This window comes from Pseudomonas sp. NFACC43, from assembly GCF_900119645.1.
Classification (GTDB): Bacteria; Pseudomonadota; Gammaproteobacteria; order Pseudomonadales; family Pseudomonadaceae; genus Aquipseudomonas.
In genome coordinates, this window is sequence record NZ_FPKK01000013.1 from 112,445 (window position 1) to 135,250 (window position 22,806).

A 22,806-nucleotide genomic window follows, 5' to 3' on the forward strand; every position below is an offset into this window, starting at 1 on the left:
CTTGGCGCCGGAAGGCAGTAAAAACGCAGTAGGCGAAAAAAACTAGAGAATGTAAGGAGAGGGAAAATGTTCGAACTCGTAGACAACATCCCCGCTAGCCCGGTTATCAAAGTAATCGGTGTCGGCGGTGGCGGCGGCAACGCTGTCAATCACATGGTCAAGAGCAACATCGAAGGCGTCGAATTCATCTGCGCCAACACCGATGCTCAAGCGCTGAAGAACATTGGCGCGCGGACCATCCTGCAACTAGGTACCGGCGTGACCAAGGGCCTGGGTGCCGGCGCGAATCCCGAGGTTGGCCGTCAGGCTGCCCTGGAAGACCGCGAGCGCATCGCTGAAGTCCTGGCCGGCACCAACATGGTGTTCATCACCACTGGCATGGGTGGTGGTACCGGTACCGGTGCGGCGCCGATCATCGCCGAAGTGGCCAAGGAAATGGGCATCCTCACCGTTGCGGTGGTGACCCGTCCGTTCCCGTTCGAAGGCCGCAAGCGCATGCAGATTGCCGATGAGGGCATCCGCGCGCTGAGCGAGAGCGTCGACTCGTTGATCACCATTCCCAACGAGAAGCTGCTGACCATCCTGGGCAAGGACGCCAGCCTGCTGTCGGCTTTCGCCAAGGCCGACGACGTACTGGCCGGTGCCGTTCGCGGTATCTCCGACATCATCAAGCGTCCGGGCATGATCAACGTCGACTTCGCCGACGTACGCACCGTGATGTCCGAAATGGGCATGGCGATGATGGGCACTGGCTGCGCCAGCGGTCCGAACCGTGCTCGCGAGGCCACCGAAGCGGCCATCCGCAACCCGTTGCTCGAAGACGTGAACCTGCAAGGTGCTCGCGGCATCCTGGTGAACATCACCGCCGGTCCCGACCTGTCCCTGGGCGAGTACTCCGACGTGGGTAGCATCATCGAGGCGTTCGCCTCCGACCACGCGATGGTCAAGGTCGGTACCGTGATCGATCCGGACATGCGTGACGAGTTGCACGTGACCGTGGTTGCCACCGGTCTGGGCGCGAAGATCGAGAAGCCGATGAAGGTGATCGACAACACCGTTCAAACCGCCATGGCCGCACAGCCTCAGCAGCAAGCCCCCGTTCGTCAGGAACAGCCTGCGGTGAACTACCGCGACCTGGACCGTCCGACCGTCATGCGCAACCAGGCCCAGGCCGGTGCTGCGACTGCCGCGAAGATGAATCCGCAAGACGATCTGGATTACCTGGACATCCCGGCTTTCCTGCGTCGTCAGGCCGATTGATGAAATGTATCAGGGGGATACGGGTGATTGGTGTTCAGCAAAGGTCTGGTCTGCTATCATCGCCAGCCTTTGTTGATACCAGTTCGCAATTTGCGCTGAAGCGGCCCATGCCATGATTAAACAACGCACCCTGAAGAATATTATCCGTGCCACAGGTGTCGGCCTGCACTCCGGCGAGAAGGTCTACCTGACCCTCAAGCCCGCGCCTGTCGATACCGGCATCGTGTTTTGTCGTGCCGACCTCGACCCTGTGGTGCAGATTCCTGCTCGCGCGGAAAATGTTGGTGAAACCACCATGTCGACCACATTGGTCAACGGTGACACCAAAGTGGACACGGTGGAGCATTTGCTCTCGGCCATGGCTGGCCTGGGCATCGATAACGCCTACGTCGAGCTCTCCGCGTCCGAAGTCCCGATCATGGATGGCAGTGCCGGACCCTTCGTATTCCTGATTCAATCGGCTGGCCTGGAAGAGCAGGACGCAGCCAAGAAGTTCATCCGCATCCTGCGGGAAGTGACAGTGGAAGACGGCGACAAGCGCGCCACTTTCGTCCCTTTCGATGGCTTCAAGGTGAGCTTCGAGATCGATTTCGATCACCCGGTTTTCCGTGACCGCACCCAGAGTGCAAGCGTGGATTTTTCCAGCACTTCGTTCGTAAAAGAAGTCAGCCGCGCCCGTACCTTTGGTTTCATGAGTGACATCGAGTACCTGCGCAAGCACAACCTCGCACTCGGCGGCAGTGTTGAAAACGCGATCGTGGTCGATTCCGATGGCGTGTTGAACGAAGACGGCCTTCGTTATGAAGACGAATTCGTCAAGCACAAGATCCTCGATGCAATCGGCGACCTCTACCTGCTGGGCAATAGCCTGATTGGTGAGTTCAAGGGCTTCAAGTCCGGCCACGCACTGAACAACCAGCTGCTGCGCAAGTTGATTGAGCAGAAAGATGCTTGGGAAGTCGTGACGTTCGAAGATGCCAGCACCGCACCAATCTCTTACATGCGTCCTGTAGCGGCCGTGTAAGCAAAAAACCTCTCTAGTTTTTTAAAGGCTGCCTTCGGGTGGCCTTTTTTTATGGATGTTTCCTGAGGATCGGATGAGCCCTGTGGCGAGGGATTTTTCCCTCGCTACAGGGACCGTATCCATCGCCTTTGGGGGCCGCGGTGTTACATCGCGCACACCACACGATTGCGCCCGCTGGCCTTGGCCTGGTACAGCGCCTTGTCGGCGGCGAAGAGCAACTCTTCAAGTTCGCCATAAGGGCCCTGGGCCCAGGTGGCGATGCCGATGCTGACCGTCATGGGGCCGTCGCCCGGGATCCTGGGTGGCTTCTGCTCTACGGCTTCGCGAATGTGCTGCGCCATGGCAAATGCCCCGGCGGTGGTGGTCTCCGGCAATACCACCGAAAATTCCTCGCCACCGTAGCGTGCCGCCAGGTCGGCGGGCCGTCGTACGTGCTCGCCGATCAGCTGCGCCAGGGCCTGCAGGGCTTCGTCGCCACCCTGGTGGCCGTGGCGGTCGTTGAACGCCTTGAAATGATCCGCATCGATCATCAGGACCGACAACGGTTGGCCCGAACGTTGGGCCCGCAGCCACTCCTGTTGCAGCGTTTCATCCAGGGTGCGTCGATTGGCGAGGCCCGTCAGGGCGTCGGTGGAGGCCTGCTGGGCCAGTTCACGCTCGGCACTGTGGCGGCGCCTCAATTCACGCCGCAGGAGCCACGTCAGCCAGAGCAAGCCGATGCACAGCGCGCCGGTGGCGCCGCTGACCAACAGCGCCGTACGTTGCCATGAGGCGAATACCTCCTGGGAGGACAGCGCCACCACGACGATCAATGGCAGGTTCCCTACCTGGGAAAAGGTGTACAGGCGTTGCGTCTGATCGACACTGGATACGCTGGTGAAACTGCCGTCGCCCTCGCGCAGGATGCGCATGAAATTCGGTCTGTTACTGAAGTCCTTGCCGATCATGTCCTCGGCCAGGGGCGGTTCCTGTGCCAACAGGAATCCGTCTCGACTGACCAGGTTGACCGTCCCGCCATGGCCAATGTTCAGGCTCTTGAACAACTGGCTGAAGTAGTTCAGGCGCATCGCCGCCTCGGCCACGCCGATGAACTCACCACGCTCGTCGTTGATTCGATAGCTGAAGCTGATACGCCAGTCGTGGGCGGCACTCCTGGAACGGAACGGGCGGCTGATCATCATGCCCAGGTCCGGGTTCTGCCGATGGGACTGGAAATATTCCCGGTCGGCGTAGTTGCCTTTGCGTGGTTCGATGGAGGCGGAATCGGCGATGACATCGCCATGCTTGTCCAGCAGCAGGATATCGCCCTTGTACGGCGCTGCGGTGGCGCGGTCGAACAGGGCCAGGTGGCGGACCGTCGGCGAAACCTCCTTCAGGTCATCGCGTTTTGCCGTGGCGATCAAGCCCTGCAGCGACAAGTCATAGAGCTCGACGTTGCGCAGCACATCGGCATCGATCAACTGCACGATGTTGGTCGCTGCACGGGTGGCAGCCTGCTGGGCGCTGGCATGTTCGCGAATCAGCAGGAACGTGACGATGCTCAGGATGGCGATGACGACCAGTGAACTGGCCAGTACGAGTGCGCGTTCCGAACGTTTGGAGGGTTGGGTGGTGCCGGGTGTCGCACTGCTTGCACTCATGGTTCCAATGTCTGCATTGTCATGTGGCAGGGATCCTTCCCAATGGGTTGCATAACGGGCAATGAACCAGATGCTGGCCTTTTGCTGATTGTGCTTGGATCGGTGGAAGCGGGCAATCGGTGTTCGTGCAATAGCCCCGGGATTGGCCTGAGCCTGGTTTGCGATTTTGATCGAGTTGGCTTTCGCCCAGCATTCAATGGCTGCAAAGGCCTGCGCTGGATGCCGTGGGAGCCTTTGGGAGAATGTCAGGCCGGCAAGCGGATGCCGAAGGTGTTGGCGCCCTGGTCGCTGTGCACGAAGACTTCCCCGCCGTGCATCAGTGCAATCGCCCTGACGATGGCCAGCCCCAGTCCATGATTGGCTCCGCTGTTGCTGCGGGAGGCATCGACCCGGTAGAAGCGTTCGAACAGGCGCGGCAAGTGTTCGCCGGCGATCGGTTCGCCGGGGTTGGTGACGGCCAGGGTGACCTGGTCGCCAAGGGCTTCGATGTGCACGTCGATCACCTGCCCCGGAGCGGTATGCTGCACGGCGTTGCTCAGCAGGTTGATCAGTGCCCGGCGCAGATGGGCGATCTCGATGTTGGCCTGGGCATCGCCGCTGACCCGGACCTGGACCTGGGCGTCCTCGAGGATGAAGTCGAGGTAGTCGAGGGTGGTGGCGACCTCGCCGGCCAGGGACGCATGGGTCAGTTTGGTCGCCTTGCTGCCCTGGTCGGCGCTGGCGAGGAACAGCATGTCGTTGATGATCGAGCGCAGCCGTTCCAGTTCCTCCAGATTCGATTGCAACACTTCGAAGTAGTGCTCGGCCGAACGCCCGCGGGTCAAGGCCACCTGGGTCTGGCCGATCAGGTTGGTCAGGGGCGAACGCAGTTCATGGGCGACATCGGCGTTGAACGACTCCAGGCGCGAGTACGCCTGTTCGACCCGGTCGAGGGTAGCGTTGAAGGAACTGACGAACTGACCGAGTTCCGGTGGTAGCGGCGACAGGTGCAAGCGCCCGCAGAGGCGTGGCGGGGCCAGGCGCCGGGCTTCCTCGGACAGCTTGATCAGCGGCTTGAGGCCGATGCGCGCGACCCAGTAGCCCAGCAACGAGGCCAGCAGCACGCCGATGCATGCCAGGCTCACCAGCGCCACCAACAGGCGGTGCTGGGTCTGGGAGAATGTTTCGGTGTCGATGCCGATCATGAAGCGTAGCGGCGGTCGCTGGTCCTTGGCCGGGAACTGGCTCACCAGCACCTTCATTGGGTAGTCCCGGCCGGGCAACTGCAGGTCGTGCTTGCCCAGTGGCCCTTGGGTGATGGCCCGGATCTGCGCGTCGGGGTTGCCGTACTCGAAGCGGGGATCGCCGCTGACGATCCAGAAGTGGATGCGCTTGTCTTCTTCGGCCAGCAATCGCAATTTGTTGTTGATCTTCACCCAGTGCTCGGGCGTGCCGTAGCGACCCACCGTGGATTCCAGCACGCTGTAGCGGGCGTCGAGTTCGGCTTCGGGCAACAGCCCCAGGCCTTTTTCGACCTGTTGGTAAAGCGCGCCGCCGATCAGCAGGAACACCACGGCGGCCACCAGTGTGAAGAGGCCGCTGAGTCGCAACGCGATGCTGTTACTCACCGCGATTCTCCAGGACGTAACCCATTCCGCGAATGGTGTGCAGCAGTTTCTGTTCGAACGGCCCGTCCAGCTTGGCCCGCAGGCGCTTGATCGCCACCTCCACCACGTTGGCGTCGCTGTCGAAGTTGATGTCCCACACCATTTCGGCGATGGCGGTCTTGGAGAGAATCTCCCCCTGGCGGCGTGCCAGCACGCTGAGCAGGGAGAACTCCTTGGCGGTCAGGTCCAGGCGTTGGCCGGCGCGAGTGGCCTTGCGGCTGATCAGGTCGATCCACAAGTCGGCGATGCTCACCTGCACCGGTTCATGACCCCCGCTGCGGCGGGTCAGGGCCTGCAGGCGGGCCACCAGTTCCAGGAACGAAAACGGCTTGCCCAGGTAATCGTCGGCCCCGTCGCGCAGGCCCTTGATGCGATCCTCGACCCGTTCCCGGGCGGTGAGCATGATTACCGGTGTCTGCTTGCGGGCGCGCAAGGCCCGCAGCACGCCGAAGCCGTCCAGGCCCGGCAGCATGACATCGAGCACGATCACGGCGTATTCGCTCTCCAGGGCCAGGTGCAGCCCCTCGACGCCGTTCGCTGCCACGTCCACGGTGTAGCCCTGTTCGGTCAGGCCGCGGTGCAGGTAGTCCGCGGTTTTCTCTTCGTCTTCGATGATCAGAACGCGCATGGCCTTGCCTCAGTCTGTAGTCGCCAGCGCCGCTGTCGAAGCGGGCCCGGGTGGAAGTGGGCGCCGATGGAACAGTCGCTCGAGCCACAAGTATATGACCGGTGTGGTGAACAGCGTCAGCGCCTGGCTGACCAGCAGGCCGCCGACCACCGCGATGCCCAGGGGCTGCCGCAACTCGGCACCAGCGCCATAACCGAGCATCAACGGCAAGGCACCCAGCAGGGCGGCCAGGGTGGTCATGATGATTGGGCGGAACCGGGTCAGGCAGGCCTGGAAAATCGCCTCCTGGGGGGCAAGCCCGCCGTTGCGCTGGGCATCGAGGGCGAAATCGATCATCAGGATGCCGTTCTTCTTGACGATCCCGATCAGCAGCACCAGCCCGATCAGCGCCATGATGGAAAAATCCTGGCCCAGCAGCCAGAGCATGATCAACGCGCCGAGGCCGGCCGAGGGCAGGGTGGAAATGATGGTCAGTGGATGCACGAAACTCTCGTAGAGCACGCCAAGGATGATATACACCGCCACCAGCGCGGCAAGGATCAGCCACGGCTGGCTCGCCAGGGAGCTCTGGAAGGCCTGGGCCGCACCCTGGAAGCTGCCGGTGATGGCGGCGGGCATGCCGATCTCGTTCTTGGTCTGTTCGAGGATGCGCACCGCGTCCCCCAATGCCACGCCGGGCGCCAGGTTGAACGAGAGGTTGGCCGCCGGGAACATGCCGTCGTGGGCGATGGACAGCGGACCGTTGGTGGGAGCATCGAAGCGCGCCAGGGCCGAGAGCGGCACCATTTCTCCGCTCAGGGGCGAACGCAGGTAGAAGTACGCCAGGCTCTCGGCCTTGCCACGTTGCAGGGTGTCCAGCTCAAGGATGACGTTGTACTGGTTGGTCTCGGTCTGAAATTCGTTGATCTGCCGCTGGCCGAAGGCGTCGTACAGGGCCTGGTCGACATCGCTGGCGGTCAGGCCGAAGCGCGCCGCCGCGCTGCGGTCGATGTTGATATGGGTGATGCTGCCGCCCAGTTGCAGGTCGTTGGAGATGTCGCGAAACGCCGGGTTGCCGCGCAACCGGTCGGTGAGTTTCTGCGTCCAGGCCGTGAGCGTCGGCCCGTCGTTGCTCTTGAGCACGTACTGGTACTGGGCGCGGCTGGGCCCGGAGCTGAGGTTGATGTCCTGCCCGGCACGCAGGTAGAGCACCACGCCAGGAACCTTGAGCAATTGGGGCCTGATCCGGTCGATGAAGCCGCTGGCCGATACGTCGCGCTCCCCCCGTGGCTTGAGGGCGATCCAGAAGCGGCCATTGGCGATGGTCTGGTTGTTGCCCGAAACGCCGACGGAATGGGAGAAGGTCTGCACCGCGGGGTCGGCGGCGACGATTTCGGCCAGGGCCTTGTGCTTGGCCACCATGTCCGGGAAGGACACGTCGGCCGCTGCTTCGCTGGTGCCCAGCACCAGGCCTGTATCCTGCACCGGGAAGAAGCCCTTGGGGATGAATACGTAACCCACCACGGCCAGCGCCAGGGTCAGGCCGAAGACACCGATCATCAGGGTCTGGTGGGCCAGTGCCCGGCGCAGGCCCCGTTCGTACCAACCCAGCAGGCGTTCGCCGAACCCCGGGTGGCGGTGCGCCGCATGCACCGGAGCGCGCATGAACAGGGCAGCCAGGGTGGGCGCCAGCGTGAGGGAGACCACCACCGAAATCAGGATGGTCGAGGTGGCGGTCAGGGCAAACTCCTTGAACAGGCGCCCGACCACGCCGCCCATGAACAGCAGCGGTATGAACGCGGCCACCAGCGAGAAACTGATGGAGACCACCGTGAAGCCGATTTCCCCGGCTCCCTTGATCGCCGCCTCGCGCATGCCATCACCGGCCTCCAGGTGCCGGTGGATGTTCTCCACCACCACGATGGCATCGTCCACCACGAACCCCACCGAGATGACGATGGCCACCAGGGTCAGGTTGTTCAGGCTGAAGCCCATGACGTACATCAGGGCGAAACTGGCGATCAGCGACACCCCCAGCACCGCCGATACAATCAGGGTCGCCGAAAGCTGGCGCAGGAACAGCGCCATCACCGCCACCACCAGCAGCACCGCGATCAGCAGGGTGATTTCCACTTCGTGCAGCGAGGCGCGGATGGTCTGGGTCCGGTCGATCATCACCTTGACCTGCACCGAGGCGGGCAGCATGGCTTCCAGGGTGGGCAGGGCCGCCTGGATGCGGTCGACCGTCTCGACGATGTTTGCGCCCGGCTGGCGGAAGATCACCAGGTTGACGCCGGGGTCCTGGTCGGACCAGGCCTGGACGTAGGCGTTCTCCGAACCGCTGACGACCTGGGCGATGTCCTTCAGGTGCACCGGTGCGCCGTTCCTGTAGGAGACGATCAGGTCGCCATATTCCTCGGGCTGGAACAACTGGTCGTTGGTGGAGAGGGTGGAGATGCTCGACTGGCCATACAGCGCGCCCTTGGCCAGGTTGAGGCTGGCTTGCTGGAGCGACACGCGCAGGTCGGCCAGTGTCAGGCCGATGGCGGCGAGACGGTCGGCGGAAGCCTGGACCCGGATGGCGGGACGTTGCTGGCCGGTAATGTAGATCTGGCCCACGCCGTCGATCTGGCTGATCTGCCGGGCGAGCAGCGTTTCGACGTAGTCGCTCAGTTCGGTGCCGGGCATCAGGCTGGAACTGATACTGAGGATCAGCACGGGGCTGTCGGCCGGGTTGATCTTGCGCCAGGTGGGCAGGTTCGGCATGTCGCTGGGCAATTTGCCGGCAGCGGTATTGATGGCCGCCTGCACTTCCTGGGCGGCGGTGTCGATGCTCTTGTCGAGACTGAATTGCAGGGTCAGGTTGGTCGAACCCAGGGCGCTGCTGGAGGTCATCTGGGTGATGCCGGGAATGGCGCTGAATTGCACTTCCAGCGGCGTCGCCACCGACGACGCCATGGTTTCGGGACTGGCGCCGGGCAATTGGGCGCTGACCTGGATCGTCGGGAACTCCGCTTCCGGCAACGGAGCCACGGGCAGGCGAGGAAAGGCGATGCACCCCAGCAGCACCAGGGCAAACGTGAGCAGCACCGTGGCCACTGGATGATCGATGCACCACGCCGAAATAGAACCGCGACCCTTCATGGCTGCGGCTCCGATGCCTTGGCGAGGGCCGGTGGATCACTGAGCACCTGGATGCTGGCCCCCGGCTTGAGCCGCGATTGCCCGTCGCTCACCAGTTGGTCGCCGGCGTCGACCCCCTTGATGATGTGCATGTCGCTGTCCTGGTAGACCATCACTACCGGTACGCTCTCGACCTTGTCGCCCTTGATCCGGTACACGAAATGCTGCTCCAGCCCACGCTGGACCACGGTGGGCGGCACCACCAGGGCGTCCTTGTCCAGGGCGGTCTGGATCTTCAGCGTGACCAGTTGCCCGGGCCACAGGCGTTGCCCCGCGTTGCTGAATTCGGCCTTGGCCCGCAGGGTGCCGGTATTGGCGTCGATCTGGTTGTCGATGAGGCTCAGCCGGCCCTCGCCCAACAGCTCTCCCTGACCGCCATCGGTGCCAATATAGGCCTTGACCAGGGCGGGCTCGGGGGCGGCGATCAACCTTTGCAGGGTGGGCAGCATCTGCTGGGGCAGGGAGAATTCCACCGCGATCGGGTCGATCTGGGTCACGGTGAACAGGCCTTCGGTGTCGCTGGTGCGCAGGAAGTTGCCTTCATCCACGTTGCGAATGCCGACACGACCGGTCACCGGAGAGCGGATCTGGGTATAGGACAGTTGCACTTGGGCCGAGTCGATGGCCGCCTGGTTGCCCCGGGCGGTGGCCTTGAGCTGGTTGACCAGGGCCTGTTGCTGGTCGTAGGTCTGTTTCGACACGCCGTCGTCGACACTCAATGCCTTGTAGCGCTTGAGATTGACCTGGGCCACCGCCAGCTGTGCCTGGCTTTCGCCAAGCTGGGCCCGAGCCTGGTCGAGGCTGGCGCGGATGGAGCGGTCGTCGATGGTCGCCAGCAGGTCCCCCTTGTTGACCCGTTGCCCTTCCTTGACCAGCAACCGGGTCAGGATGCCGTCCACCTGGGGACGGATCACCACGCTGTGCAGCGACAGCACCGTGCCGATGCCGCTGGCGAAGCGTGGGACATCCTTTCGCTCCACGCTGATCACCCGCACTGGAACGGCGGCGGGAGCACCGGGCCTGGCGGTGACGGGCTTCATGACAAACCAGAGGACAAGTGCCGCCAGGGCGGCCAGCAGTGCGACAAGCAGGACGGTTTTTTTCTGGATGTGCATGAATGTGGGAAGCCGGTTCGGACGAAGGGATTTTTATGTTTCTTATATAGCGTTGCGAGACGGTCAGGAAGGTGACGGCTAGCTGACGGGCGTGTCAGTTTCGTCCCGGATTCCTGTCAGACACGTATCCATGCCTATTGAAACGGCCCGGTGCGTTCGCCAACGGGCAGGTATACTGCCGCCTCGCGCCCTGTGAGCGGGGCCGACTCGCATGCATTTTCCCGGAGCCTTACATGACTTCCCCGACACCCTCGTCCGCGGACGAGCGCCCGAGCGACCACCAGCTGGACTCGCCTGCCGGCGACGTTACCGCTACCGCCGACGCCAAGGCGGCCATCCCGGCCTTCAAATTCCCGTTCAAGCCCGGTGAACTGGCCGCGGCCAAAGGGGCCGGCCAATTGCCGTGGTACAAGAACGGCGTGAAGGACGGTCATACCAAGACCCCCGGAGCCGCGCCTCCCGGTACCCGTCGTTCGATGGGCAAGCGCTGAGCCGAACGGGCGGGGGAGCTCAATGGGGCCCCCGTGCCCCCGCCAGGCTGCCGCTCAGTTCGTAGGCGGTCAGCTCGGCTTGATGCGCCGCCAGGATTTCCGGCAGCGAGCCTCGCAAATACTCGACCCAGGTCTTGATCTTCGCATCCAGGTACTGGCGCGAAGGATAGATGGCGTACAGGTTCAGTTCCTGGGAGCGATAGTTGGGCATGACCCGCACCAGCGTGCCGTTGCGCAGGCCTTCGATGGCGGCATATACCGGCAATACTCCCACGCCCATGCCGCTGGTGATGGCGGTTTTCATGGCGTCGGCGGAGTTCACCAGGAACGGTGACTGATTGATGGTGACCATCTCCTGGCCTTCAGGGCCATCGAACACCCACTTCTCCAGCGGAATGACCGGACTGACCAGGCGCAGGCAGGCGTGGTTGAGCAGGTCGCTGGGTTTTTGCGGGCAGCCGCTGGCCTTCACATAGGCGGGCGAGGCGCAGACGATGCTGTAGGTGATCCCCAGGCGCTGGGAGACGAAGCCTGAATCCGGCAGTTCGCTGGCCAGCACGATAGAGACGTCGTAGCCCTCGTCGAGGATATCCGGTACGCGGTTGGCCAGGGTCAGGTCGAAGGTCACGTCCGGGTGTGTCTTGCGATAACGGGCGATGGCGTCGATCACGAAATGCTGGCCGATACCGGTCATGGTATGGACTTTCAGCTGCCCCGCCGGGCGGGCGTGGGCATCGCTGGCCTCGGCTTCGGCTTCCTCGACGTAGGCCAGGATCTGCTCGCAGCGCAGCAGGTAGCGCTTGCCGGCCTCGGTCAGGGCGATACGGCGAGTGGTGCGGTTGAGCAGGCGGGTTTGCAGATGGGCTTCCAGGTTGGAAACCGCACGCGAGACGTTGGCTGTGGTGGTGTCGAGTTGCCCGGCGGCGGCGGTGAAACTGCCGGCTTCGGCAACACAGCAGAACGCACGCATGTTTTGCAAGGTGTCCATGAACGGTTCTCTTGGGAGGTGGCAAATTGTGACATGAAGTTACAGCGCGAAGGGACCCCGACTAATGGATTATCGCGTTAACGGTAACAAAGAATCACAGAAAGGTCGGCTTATCGCCGCTCGACGCCCTGCCTAGAATTGCCGCCAAAGCAGGAGCGGGACCTTGTGGACACCTGTGGGAGCGAGCTTGCTCGCGATAAGGTCGTCTCATTCGACATTTGAATTGAATGTCCGGACGCCTTCGCGAGCAAGCTCGCTCCCACAAGTCTGCGTCAACAGGCCGCCATTCTCGTCGTCATGCCCCCCTCAGGAATTTTGTGCAAGTGCCGCGTTGCATCAGCAGAGAGCTGAAGACTCTCAGTGTTTGGGTTTTGGCGTCAGTCATCGGCGGTTGCATCGGGACGGGAGGGATTGCCCCCCAGGGCGAGGCCTTGCCGGCCAATGGGCTGGCCACCGATGCCGTGATCCGCGAAGCCGCCCGGGACGCCCATTGGCCGACCCGACAGTGGTGGAAAGCCTACGGCGATCGGCAACTGGATCGTTGGGTCGACCTCGCGCTGCAAGGCAGCCCGAGCCTGGCGATGGCGGTGGCCCGGGTGCGTCAGGCCAGGGCCCTGGCCGGGGTCACCGAGTCCGCCGAGTCCCCGCAGATCAATGGCCAGGCGAATCTCAAGCGGCACGACTGGCCCACCGACCAGTTCTACGGCCCTGGCGAGCTGGCCAATACCACCACCTGGGACAACAATGCCGGCTTGGGCTTGAGCTACGCCCTGGACCTGTGGGGCCGGGAGCGCAATGCCAGCGAACAGGCCGTCGACCTGGCCCACATGAGCGTGGCGCAGGCACGGCAGGCGCAGCTGGAATTGCAGAACAATGTCGTGCACGCCTATATCCAGTTGTCGCTGCATTACGCTCAGCGCGATATCGTCGCCGCGACGCTGCACCAGCAGGAGCAGATCCTCGAGCTGGCCCGAAAACGCCTGGACGGCGGCATCGGCACTCACTTCGAAGTCAGCCAGGCCCAGGCGCCCCTGCCGGAAACCCATCGCCAGCTAGACGCCCTCGATGAAGCCATTGCCCTGAGTCGCAATCAATTGGCGGCGCTGGCGGGCAAGGGGCCGGGAGAGGGCGCGCGATTGCAACGGCCGACCCTGGCCCTTGGTGCACCCTTGAAGCTGCCGTCGGCGCTGCCCGCCGAACTGCTCGGCCAGCGTCCCGATGTGGTTGCCGGGCGCTGGCAGGTGGCGGCCCAGGCCAGGGGTATCGATGTGGCCCGTGCCGGGTTCTATCCCAACGTCGATCTGGTGGGCAGCCTTGGCTACATGGCCACCGGCGGCGGGGCGCTGGAGTTCCTGACGGGCAAGAAACTCACCTACAGCGTCGGGCCGGCCCTGTCGTTGCCGATTTTCGACGGTGGGCGCCTGCGCGCACAATTGGGAGAGGCGGCAGCCGGTTATGACATCGCCGTGGCGCACTATAACCAGACGCTGGTGAACGCGCTGAAGGGCCTTTCCGACCAGTTGATCCGGCGCGAGTCCATGGACAAGCAACAGGCGTTCGCGGCCGAATCGGTGGCGGCCGCGCAGCGTACCTACGACATCGCCCTGGTGGCGTTCCAGCGCGGGCTCACCGACTACCTCAGCGTGCTCAACGCCCAGAGCCTGCTATTCAGGCAACAGCAGATCCAGCAGCAGGTGGAGGCGGCGCGCCTGAGCGCCCATGCCGACCTCGTGACGGCATTGGGGGGCGGGCTGGAAGCCGGCGACGATACGCCGGCCGCCGCGGCGACACGCCCGACCCCGGCTCCGGCCATTCTTGGCGCATTGGACCGGTGAGCCTGCCTCGATGACTTCCTTGCGCGCCTCATGGCGCTGGCTGCATCGCCTCGAATGGCGCCGCGGTTTTTTCGACTGGGCCCGCAGCGACGGGGTGACCTGGGTCTACATATTCAAGGTGCTGTTCGCCGCGTTCCTGACCCTGTGGCTGGCGATGCGCCTGGAACTGCCGCAACCGCGCACGGCCATGATCACGGTGTTCATCGTCATGCAGCCCCAGAGCGGCCAGGTGTTCGCCAAGAGTTTCTACCGCTTCCTCGGGACCCTGGCCGGTTCGGCGGTGATGGTGGCGCTGATCGCCTTGTTTGCCCAGAACACCGAATGGTTTTTGGGCTGCCTGACGATCTGGGTCGGTTTCTGTACGGCGGGGGCGACACGTTCGCGCAACTTCAGGGCCTATGGTTTCGTGCTGGCCGGCTATACCGCGGCGATGATCGGCCTGCCGGCCCTGGCCCATCCGGAAGGGGCGTTCATGGCGGCCGTCTGGCGGGTGCTGGAAATTTCCCTGGGTATCCTCTGTTCCACCCTGGTCAGCGCCGCGATCCTGCCGCAAACCGCCAGCGCCGCCATGCGCAACGCCTTGTACCAGCGCTTCGCAGTGTTTGCCCTGTTCGTCACCGACGGTCTGCGTGGACGCAGCAGGCGGGAGGCATTCGAGGCCGGCAACGTGCGTTTCATCGCCGAGGCCGTGGGCCTGGAGAGCCTGCGCAGCGTGACCGTGTTCGAGGATCCGCACATGCGTCGGCGCAACGGTCGGCTCAGCCGGCTGAACAGCGAGTTCATGGGCATCACCACGCGCTTCAATGCCTTGCACCAGTTGCTTGAACGACTGCGCGACAGTGCGGCCGACCATGTGGTGAGCGCCATCAAGCCAGGCCTGAACAACCTGGCCGAACTGCTGGACGGCTTCAGCGCCCGGGCCCTGACCGACGCTGACGCCGCGCGGCTGGTGGTGGCCTTGGCAGAGTACAAGGCCCAGCTGCCGGCACAGGTGCGTCGCTTGCGGGCACTGTTCCAGGAAACGGGGCCGAGTGAGGCGCAGTTGCTGGATTTCCACACGGCCTACGAGTTGCTCTACCGATTTGTCGACGATTTGCATGGCTATGCCCTGACCCACGCTTCACTGGTGGATCACCACCACGAACGCGAGCGCTGGGACGAGCCGTATGTGCCGCGGACCAACTGGCTCGCGGCCCTGGCATCAGGGTTTCGCGCCGCGTTCATTCTGCTGGTGCTGGGCAGCTATTGGGTCGCCACGGCCTGGCCGAGCGGGGCGACCATGACCATGATCGCCGCGGCCACGGTGGGCTTGTCGGCGGCGACGCCGAACCCCAAGCGCATGGCATTCCAGATGGCCTGTGGCACTTTGCTCGGGGCACTGGTGGGTTTCGTCGAGATGTTCTTCATCTTCCCGTTGATCGACGGTTTCCCTTTGCTCTGCATGGTGCTGGCACCGGTGCTCATGCTGGGTTCGTTTCTCGGTTCGCGACCGCAATACGCCGGGGTCGGGCTCGGGTTGCTGATCTTTTTCTGCACGGGCTCGGTGCCCGACAACCTGACGGTGTACAACCCCTACACCTTCATCAACGACTACATCGCGATGATTCTCGGCATGCTGGTGTGTGCCGCTGCCGGGGCGATCATTCTGCCGCCCAACAGTCGCTGGCTGTGGCGCCGGCTCGAACAGGACCTGCGCGAGCAAGTTGTGTTCGCCATCAGCGGCCGGCTCAAGGGGCTGGCATCGGGCTTCGAAAGTCGTACCCGAGATCTGCTGCATCAGGCCTATGGGCTGGCAGCGGGGCAGCCCCAGGTGCAGCGGGACTTGCTGCGCTGGATGTTGGTGGTGCTGGAGGTCGGGCACGCGATCATCGAATTACGCAAGGAACAGGCGATCCTGCCGGTGCATCCGGCCTACGCCGAAACCCAGCCGTGGCGCCAGGCGATCCGCGTGATGGGACGAGCCCTGGTGAGGCTGTTCCGCCAGCCGTGCCAGAACAATCTGGAGCGTGCCCTGGTGGCAGTGGACCAGGCGATCGGTCGCGTCCAGGCCACCGATGAACCGTTCGCGCCGCACTTCGACACATCGGCCCTGCGCCGGGTGAAGAGTTACCTGCATTTCATCCGCACTTCCTTGCTGGACCCGCAATCGCCATTGGCCGGCTATGCCATGTCGCATGCCGCCCCGCTGTCCCAGGACCCTGACCATGCCTCGTGAAATCGCCTTCCATGGCGTCTACATGCCCACCATGACCCTGATGTTCTTCATCGCCGCCGCACTGGCCTGGGCCCTGGATCGCTTCCTCTCGGGCATGGATCTGTACCGCTTCTTCTGGCACCCGGCGCTGCTGCGCCTGAGTCTGTTTACCTGCCTGTTCGGCGCGCTGGCGCTGACGGTCTACCGTTGAGATCGATGCGATGAAAAAATTCTTCAGCCTGCTGGCGACGCTGTTGGTACTGGCCTTGGCGCTGTGGGTCGGCCGTACGCTATGGGTGCACTACATGGACACGCCCTGGACCCGCGATGGACGGGTGCGGGCCGACATCATCAACGTCGCCGCCGATGTCAGCGGCGAAGTGGTCGATGTGCCCGTGCGCGACAACCAGCGGGTGAGCAAAGGTGACCTGTTGATGCGTATCGATCCCGAGCACTATCGCATCGCAGTCAAGCAGGCTCGTTCCCTGGTGGCGTCGCGCAAGGCCACCTGGGAAATGCGCAAGGTCAACGCTCATCGTCGCGCGGACCTGGACAGCCTGGTGATCTCCCGGGAAAACCGCGATGACGCCAGCAATATCGCCGACTCGGCCCTGGCCGACTACCAGCACGCCCAGGCGCAACTGGAGGCGGCCGAGCTGAACCTGTCGCGCACCGAGGTGCGTGCCGCGGTGGACGGCTATGTCACCAACCTCAACGTGCACCGTGGCGACTATGCCCGTATCGGCGAGGCGAAGATGGCGGTGGTGGACATGAACTCGTTCTGGGTCTATGGCTTCTTCGAAGAAACCAAGCTGCCCAAGGTCCGCATCGGCGATCCGGCCCAATTGCAGTTGATGAGCGGGGAGCTGCTCAAGGGGCACGTGGAAAGCATTTCCCGTGGCATCTACGACCGCGACAACCCGGCAAGCCGGGAACTGGTGGCCGACGTCAACCCGACCTTCAACTGGGTGCGCCTGGCCCAGCGGGTGCCGGTGCGGATTCATCTTGATGAAGTGCCTGATGGCGTGCTGCTGGCGGCGGGGATGACGTGTACAGTGGTCATCACTCTGGGGAACGGATAGAGAGGTCGGCCCACGATGTTCGTTTCCACGCTCCGCATCCACAGGTGTCCGGAAGCCTTGTTTCACCTAGCCCTAATTGATCTCTGAATATTCGACCGTAGAGCCATTAATATAAGATGAGAACAGTTCAAGCGGCTAACTTTAACAAGCGGTAACGAGTTGACAAATTATGAATGAAAACTGCGAAGGTAATTAGCTGGCCTTCAAATACATCGATGCTGATGATGCCAGTGTGGAGCGTTAAAAATTTTTCTGATGTTGTTTTAGGGTTTATTAAGTGGCTAGTTTTTCCACATAGTACATGATTTTGAAAGATGTGGCCGAGAACTCATAGTATTCTATTAGTATAATTTTATATGTTGTGGGGGGCTGAAATAGCTGATAGAAAATTCCGGTGTCACCCACATTTAAATATTTAGGAATGGTGCTACTGCTGTAGCTGAATCCAAAACCAGCTGCATCAACCAAAAAATCCGTGGATGAGGTGTTTTCTTCGTGTTTTTCTGGATGAATTGAAGGCGGGGGGAGTATTTTTTTTGTTTTGGGGTTTACTAAATCTCTGGCTTTTTTCAGTTGATGTTCGTACTCTGTGTTTTTGTTGTTTATATTTATTAGATTTAACTTGTATTGTGGTGTGGCATCTGTGTCGAAATATTTGCTTTGCACTACATATTTTTTATTTTTAATACTTATTACCCAGCCACGTTGGGCGATGCTGCCGGCGATTTTGTATTGATCTTCAAATTCGATAATGTTAATTTTTTGTCCGTTTTCATAGAAACCAACGGTGTTTTCAAACTCAGCAGTGGTGTCGGATTGGATGCTCATTTTCGGGACTTCCCTTGGATCGTATTAAGCCATTTACTTCGGGTTGGCCTGAAAAACATGAAAATTCAGGTATCCAAAATTTGAACTGATGTCTGAGGCGGCGCTACTGTCAAAGTTGACAGTTCTGACAAACGGTAAGGGCGCCCTGATGGGCCCCCAAGCTTGTAATTACACTGTCTCAAACCCCGACAGACCGCGAACGGATCGCCGACGTCAACTCAACCTCCAACTGGGTGCGCCTGGCCCAGCGGGTGCCGGTGCGGATTCATCTTGATGAAGTGCCCGATGGCGTGCTGCTGGCGGCGGGGGATGACGTGTACGGTGGTGGTCGAGCCGCAGGGTTAGCCCATTATTCACTACTAAGCCCCTGTGGGGTTGCCCGCGAAAGCGACGGGATATTGAACAATGCTGTGGGCTGTGGGCAAGGGCTCGTATTTGATCGTCTTTTATGGGCGGGATTTTAGTTCGTGTGTAGCCGTTACCGCAGAAACGGATACACACGAACTAAAATCCCGCCCATAGCCTGCTATACCCCTCAGTTACAACGACCCACCCAGCCCAAACCGCTTCATCAACACCTTCTCCAGCAACCCCTTGGGCAGTAAGCCAGCCATCAGCGGCAGGGTCCGGCTGCCATTGCCCAGGCGCAGCAAGCGGGCAGGCCTGGGTTGTTGCACGGCCTTGAGCAGCCCGGCGGCGAATTCGCCGGCCGGGGTCGGCTTGTCCTGGGACGCCTTGGCCCGGGCGCGGATACCGTCGCGCAGGGGCCACCAGGGTGATTGCTCGTTGATCAACTGTTCGGCTTCATGGCCGGCATTCCTGGCGAAACTCGAAGCGATGGCGCCGGGTTGGACTTCCATGACGCGGATACCGAACGGCGCCAGTTCCATGCGCAGCGCGTCGCTCAAGGCGTGCACCGCGGCCTTGGAGGCGCAATAGGCGCCAGCGAACGGTGTGACCAGCACACCGGAAACACTGCCGATGTTCACCACCAGGCCCCTGGCCCGGCGCAGCACCGGGAACAGCGCGCGGGTCACGCCGACGATGGCGAACACATTCGTTTCGAACTGGCGCTGCAAGGCGGGCACACCGCCGTCCAGCAACGGGCCCATGGCGCCGTAGCCGGCATTGTTGACCAGCACATCGAGGCCGCCGTGCTGCTGGTTGATCCGTTCGCTCAGTTGCTCCAGCGCCTGGCCGTCGTTCACGTCCAGCTGGACGGCGGTGAAGCCGGCGGCGCTGAGCGCTGCGACGTCCTCAGCCTTGCGGGCGCTGGCCCAGACCTGGTATCCGGCAGCCTTGAAGGCATCGGCGAGGGCGCGGCCGATGCCGCTTGAACATCCGGTAATCAACGCAACGGGCATGGCGCGTTCCTTGTGCAGAAAAAGAGGAAAGTGGCTCAATCGGAGAAGCTGCCGTGCAATCGCTCGGCACGAAACTCCAGCGTCTGCGGGCGATAGCCGGGACGCAGCGGGGGCAGGGGCAGGCAATCCTGCCAGTCGGCACCGGGCTGCAACTGGCCGGGTCCGTGGTAGCGCGGTGCATTGTACGGGGTGTCGGCCAGGTTGATGGTGTCGCCGGGTGCATAGGCCGCGACCCGCCAGCCCAGCTCGACCAATGGTACGTCGTTGCCGTTCTTGAGTTTCAGCAGCAGCGGGCGGTCGGCGGGGCAGTGTTCCGGAGCGTAGGCAAGGCGCAGCTCCAGGCGTGCCAGTTGCCGGGTCTCGCGGTTTTCCTGCCAGATCACCCAGGCGGCCACCAGCCCCAGGCCGACAAACGCCGCCAAGGACACCGGCAGTGCCTTGGCAGGGTAGCGCAGCAGCAGGATCAGCCAGGTAATGACCAGCAAGACGCCAATAAGCATGTTCGAAGCCTCCGATAGCGTAGCCACATCCTACCGGAGGGCTCGGGGCATGGATATTCTCTGCCCTGCCGATCCACTGGTCGTCACTGTTATATCTGACAGTAGGCAGCGCTGTGCGCCCCCTTGTTAGATGGCGAAGGCGCAGGCGGCTTTGGCCAGGAGACCGAACGATGAGCATGGATCAGGGGACCCCGAGGTTGATTGCTGTTGATCCGCGACGCTTGCCGGTCCGTTCGGTCGATTATTGCCGCACCCTCGAGCGAGGGCCGGCGCACCGACGCATCAACCGCAGCCGCATCGATACGGCGGGGCGCCTGGTCGAGCAATGGGACCCACGCTTGTGGGCCCTGCGACAGGAGGATGAAGCGACCCCCGCCAACCTTTCGGCGGTTTATTCGCTGTCCTCGACCGTGCTGCTCACGACCAGCGTCGACGCGGGCCGACAGGTCGATCTGCCTGGGCTCGCCAGCGAAAACCTGCGCAGTTGGGATGGCCGGGGCACCCAACGGGAAATCGCCTACGATCACTCGCTGCGCCTTGTGGCAGTGTTCGAGCAGGGGGCCGGCCAACCGCGTCGGTGCGTCGAGCGCATGAAATATGGTGATCCGGGCCAGGGCGATGGCGATCACAACCAGCACGGCCAACTGGTTCGTCATGACGATCCGGCGGGAACCGTGCTGTCGACGTCGTTTTCCCTCGGCGGTCAACGCCTTGCCCAGGAGCGCCGTTTTACCCTCGACGCGGTCATTCCCGATTGGCCGGAACGGGAAGCCGATCGTGAGCCGTTGCTTGAACCTGGCGATGGGTTCCTGACGACGTGGTGCCTGGGTCCGCAGGGCGATGTGCTGGAGCAGGTCGATGCCAGGGGCAATCGGCAGCGGCAGACGCTGGCCGTGGATGGAAGGATGGCTGGCAGCCAGCTGTTGCTACGGGGCCAGAGCCAGTGGCAATCCCTGGTGAGGGATATCCGTTACAGCGCCGAAGGGCAGGTCGAAGAGCAAACCGCCGGCAACGCTGTGCGGACCCGGCTCGCCTATAGTCCCGAGGATGGTCGCTTGGTGACGCGCAGCGTTCGACACGGCGACCGGGTCTTGCAGGACCTGGAGTATGCCTACGATCCCATGGGCAACGTCCTGAGCATCGAAGACAAGGCCCAGCCGGTGCGTTATTTCGCCAACCAGCGGATCGAGCCCGTCAGCCGTTTCGTCTACGACACGCTCTATCAGTTGAGCCAGGCCACGGGATGGGAAGCGGGCGCCCCAAGCCAGGGGCCCGAGTCCATGGGGCACAGCGATCCGGCGGCAGTCAGCAATTACCGGCAGACCTACCGCTACGATGAGGGCGGCAATTTGGTGGAGCTGACCCATGTCGGTGCGCAGAATCACGGACAGCGGATGAAGGTGGCCCGCCACAGCAATCGTGGCCTGCCATACCGTAATGGTGTGCCGCCGACGGAGGAGGAGATCGACGCGGCATTCGATGCGCAAGGCAATTGGCTGGAACGGGAGCCGGGACGTTCCCTGGCCTGGGACCTGCGTAACCAGTTGGGTTCGGTCACCCCCATAGCCCGGGCGTCGGGTCTCGATGATAGCGAGCGGTATGTCTACGCAGGAGATGGTCAACGGGTGCGCAAGCTTCGTACCCTGCAAACCGCGAGTCGCACGTTGGTCGCCGAGGTGCGTTACCTGCCGGGGCTGGAACTGCGCGCCGACAGCGGCAACGGCGAGTCATTGCAGGTCATCGTTGCCCGAGGCGGACTCGACGGCGTTCGGATACTGCATTGGGAGAGCACGCCGCCTTTCGCAGAGAACGACCGCTATCGCTACAGCTGTTCCGATCACTTGGGGTCGATCGCCCTGGAGCTCGACCACGACGCCCGGATCATCAGCCGGGAGCATTTCTACCCGTTCGGCGAGACCGCCTATCTGGCCGGCGATGACGAGGCCGAAGTCAGCTACAAGACGGTTCGCTACTCAGGCAAGGAGCGCGATGCCACGGGGCTTTATTACTATGGGTTCAGGTATTACGCGCCGTGGCTGCAGCGTTGGGTCAATCCGGATCCGGCTGGGGAGGTGGACGGTTTGAATCTTTATCGGATGGTGAGAAATAATCCGGTGACGTTCTTCGATACCGACGGACTTGCCCCTCAACCTGAAGGCAAGCCTAAAGATGGAAGTAACGTGTCCAGGATCAGGCAAGCTTTCGAGTCGTCCAAATCTGCCAGTGATCAATTGCCGCAAGTCCGGCAAGCTCCACTGATTCGAACAGCTAGACCTCCCTTGAAACAGCTCCCACAGCGGACAGCGCGAGTCCAGGTATCTTCTATGGAAGCGTTTCTTCCGGTAGGAAAAGTATCCACAGTGCACCCTGAATCGATCCGGCCGACGGGATCGCTCTCGCCCCATGTCGGGAGCCAGCTGCTGGTTGGTTCGCACGCATTAACGATAACCCAGGCGGGGAATATTATCGTTATGCGAGGGGACAACCGCTCTCCAGATGAAATACGTAGGGCAGGTGGTTTTTTCCCCAGGGATAATCGAGGGCTGAAAATCAAACAGGAGTTCAGAGAGGCATTGATGACGAAGGGCTTTAATACCCTGGCAAATGAACACGTCAGGAGCCCTGTTCCCGGTTATGTGTCCACAGGGATGGATGAGGACTCGGGGGGATATGGTGACACCCGGAACTATCTGTACCGAATGGAGATTCCGGGGTTGGAAGAGCGGAGCGTCGATCAACAGACACTGGGGATCGACAAGCCTTTCAAGTTTGTCCCGAAAGGAAGGTTGGACGCTCGTTTACTGATGAGCAATGACACGCTCGATCAAGCCAACTTCGTCGCGATGATTCCACCCATGACGGTTGAAGTAACGTTCATCACTCCGATTCCGAGCGCTTACATTGTTTCCTTTAGAAAAGCCGGAAGTCGTGAGTGGGAGTCGTTTCATTAGGTTTTTTATGAAATGTCGCGCAGGCGCTTTTCGTACAAGGCCCAGGACGAAAAAGCCCCCATCCAACCCACTGCGGATAGGGGGCGCAGTGGGCTGGA

General features: G+C 62.1%; 17 protein-coding genes and 1 pseudogene. 9 read left to right on the forward strand and 9 right to left on the reverse strand.

The window, feature by feature from the left end; genetic code table 11:
* Positions 1-66 precede the first annotated feature (66 nt).
* Both ftsZ and lpxC read left to right on the forward strand, forming a co-directional pair.
* The gene (ftsZ, locus tag BT179_RS20900) at positions 67-1,260 is read left to right on the forward strand and encodes a cell division protein FtsZ (protein WP_072397020.1); all 1,194 of its coding nucleotides are present in this window, start codon (positions 67-69) and stop codon (positions 1,258-1,260) included.
* A gap of 112 nt (positions 1,261-1,372) precedes the next feature.
* On the forward strand, positions 1,373-2,284 hold the full coding sequence (lpxC, locus tag BT179_RS20905; RefSeq protein ID WP_010452622.1) for a UDP-3-O-acyl-N-acetylglucosamine deacetylase: 912 nt from the start codon (positions 1,373-1,375) through the stop codon (positions 2,282-2,284).
* A gap of 143 nt (positions 2,285-2,427) precedes the next feature.
* Here the strand turns inward: lpxC and BT179_RS20910 are convergent, their stop codons facing one another.
* From BT179_RS20910 to BT179_RS20930, 5 genes are all read right to left on the reverse strand, one after another.
* Positions 2,428-3,924 carry a sensor domain-containing diguanylate cyclase gene (locus BT179_RS20910; protein ID WP_072397022.1) on the reverse strand — a complete coding sequence of 499 codons (1,497 nt, stop codon included), beginning with the start codon at positions 3,922-3,924 and terminating at the stop codon, positions 2,428-2,430.
* A 245-nt stretch (positions 3,925-4,169) separates the two neighbouring features.
* The gene (locus BT179_RS20915; RefSeq protein ID WP_072397024.1) at positions 4,170-5,537 is read right to left on the reverse strand and encodes a heavy metal sensor histidine kinase; all 1,368 of its coding nucleotides are present in this window, start codon (positions 5,535-5,537) and stop codon (positions 4,170-4,172) included.
* The gene (locus BT179_RS20920; RefSeq protein ID WP_072397026.1) at positions 5,524-6,198 is read right to left on the reverse strand and encodes a heavy metal response regulator transcription factor; all 675 of its coding nucleotides are present in this window, start codon (positions 6,196-6,198) and stop codon (positions 5,524-5,526) included. The genes BT179_RS20915 and BT179_RS20920 overlap by 14 nt, the downstream gene beginning before the upstream one ends.
* Before the next feature lie 9 nt (positions 6,199-6,207).
* On the reverse strand, positions 6,208-9,321 hold the full coding sequence (locus BT179_RS20925; RefSeq protein WP_072431568.1) for a multidrug efflux RND transporter permease subunit: 3,114 nt from the start codon (positions 9,319-9,321) through the stop codon (positions 6,208-6,210).
* Positions 9,318-10,475, reverse strand: coding sequence for an efflux RND transporter periplasmic adaptor subunit (locus BT179_RS20930; RefSeq protein ID WP_072397030.1), 1,158 nt, complete (start codon positions 10,473-10,475; stop codon positions 9,318-9,320). Before BT179_RS20930 ends, BT179_RS20925 begins: the two co-directional genes overlap by 4 nt.
* A gap of 233 nt (positions 10,476-10,708) precedes the next feature.
* Here BT179_RS20930 and BT179_RS20935 point away from each other — a divergent pair, with 233 nt between their 5' ends.
* Complete coding sequence (locus tag BT179_RS20935) at positions 10,709-10,966, forward strand: hypothetical protein (protein ID WP_072397032.1); 258 nt, start codon at positions 10,709-10,711, stop codon at positions 10,964-10,966.
* Positions 10,967-10,985: 19 nt separating this feature from the next.
* Here BT179_RS20935 and BT179_RS20940 read toward each other — a convergent pair whose 3' ends face one another.
* The gene (locus BT179_RS20940) at positions 10,986-11,954 is read right to left on the reverse strand and encodes a LysR family transcriptional regulator (RefSeq protein WP_072397034.1); all 969 of its coding nucleotides are present in this window, start codon (positions 11,952-11,954) and stop codon (positions 10,986-10,988) included.
* Positions 11,955-12,277: 323 nt separating this feature from the next.
* Between BT179_RS20940 and BT179_RS20945 the strand changes: the two genes are divergently transcribed.
* The 4 genes from BT179_RS20945 to BT179_RS20960 are packed head-to-tail and all read left to right on the forward strand — an operon-like array spanning position 12,278 to position 17,065.
* Entirely contained in the window at positions 12,278-13,789 is a 1,512-nt protein-coding gene (locus BT179_RS20945; RefSeq protein WP_072431581.1) for an efflux transporter outer membrane subunit, read from the forward strand.
* Between the two features lie 10 nt (positions 13,790-13,799).
* Entirely contained in the window at positions 13,800-16,004 is a 2,205-nt protein-coding gene (locus BT179_RS20950; RefSeq protein ID WP_072431569.1) for an FUSC family protein, read from the forward strand.
* On the forward strand, positions 15,994-16,194 hold the full coding sequence (locus BT179_RS20955; protein ID WP_072397040.1) for a DUF1656 domain-containing protein: 201 nt from the start codon (positions 15,994-15,996) through the stop codon (positions 16,192-16,194). The genes BT179_RS20950 and BT179_RS20955 overlap by 11 nt, the downstream gene beginning before the upstream one ends.
* A 10-nt stretch (positions 16,195-16,204) precedes the next feature.
* Positions 16,205-17,065, forward strand: coding sequence for an efflux RND transporter periplasmic adaptor subunit (locus tag BT179_RS20960; RefSeq protein ID WP_072431570.1), 861 nt, complete (start codon positions 16,205-16,207; stop codon positions 17,063-17,065).
* 273 nt (positions 17,066-17,338) lie between these two features.
* Here the strand turns inward: BT179_RS20960 and BT179_RS20965 are convergent, their stop codons facing one another.
* Complete coding sequence (locus tag BT179_RS20965) at positions 17,339-17,893, reverse strand: hypothetical protein (RefSeq protein ID WP_072431571.1); 555 nt, start codon at positions 17,891-17,893, stop codon at positions 17,339-17,341.
* Between the two features lie 230 nt (positions 17,894-18,123).
* Between BT179_RS20965 and BT179_RS27320 the strand changes: the two are divergent.
* Positions 18,124-18,201, forward strand: a pseudogene (locus BT179_RS27320) (hypothetical protein); the annotation flags it as partial.
* A 231-nt stretch (positions 18,202-18,432) separates the two neighbouring features.
* Here the strand turns inward: BT179_RS27320 and BT179_RS20975 are convergent.
* Together BT179_RS20975 and BT179_RS20980 are read right to left on the reverse strand one after the other, a co-directional pair.
* Positions 18,433-19,257, reverse strand: coding sequence for an SDR family oxidoreductase (locus tag BT179_RS20975; protein ID WP_072431572.1), 825 nt, complete (start codon positions 19,255-19,257; stop codon positions 18,433-18,435).
* Between the two features lie 35 nt (positions 19,258-19,292).
* Positions 19,293-19,757 carry a multidrug transporter gene (locus BT179_RS20980; protein WP_072397046.1) on the reverse strand — a complete coding sequence of 155 codons (465 nt, stop codon included), beginning with the start codon at positions 19,755-19,757 and terminating at the stop codon, positions 19,293-19,295.
* Positions 19,758-19,927: 170 nt separating this feature from the next.
* On the opposite strand from BT179_RS20980, the gene BT179_RS20985 reads away from it, so the two are divergent.
* Positions 19,928-22,708 carry an RHS repeat domain-containing protein gene (locus BT179_RS20985; protein ID WP_072431573.1) on the forward strand — a complete coding sequence of 927 codons (2,781 nt, stop codon included), beginning with the start codon at positions 19,928-19,930 and terminating at the stop codon, positions 22,706-22,708.
* Positions 22,709-22,806 lie beyond the last annotated feature (98 nt).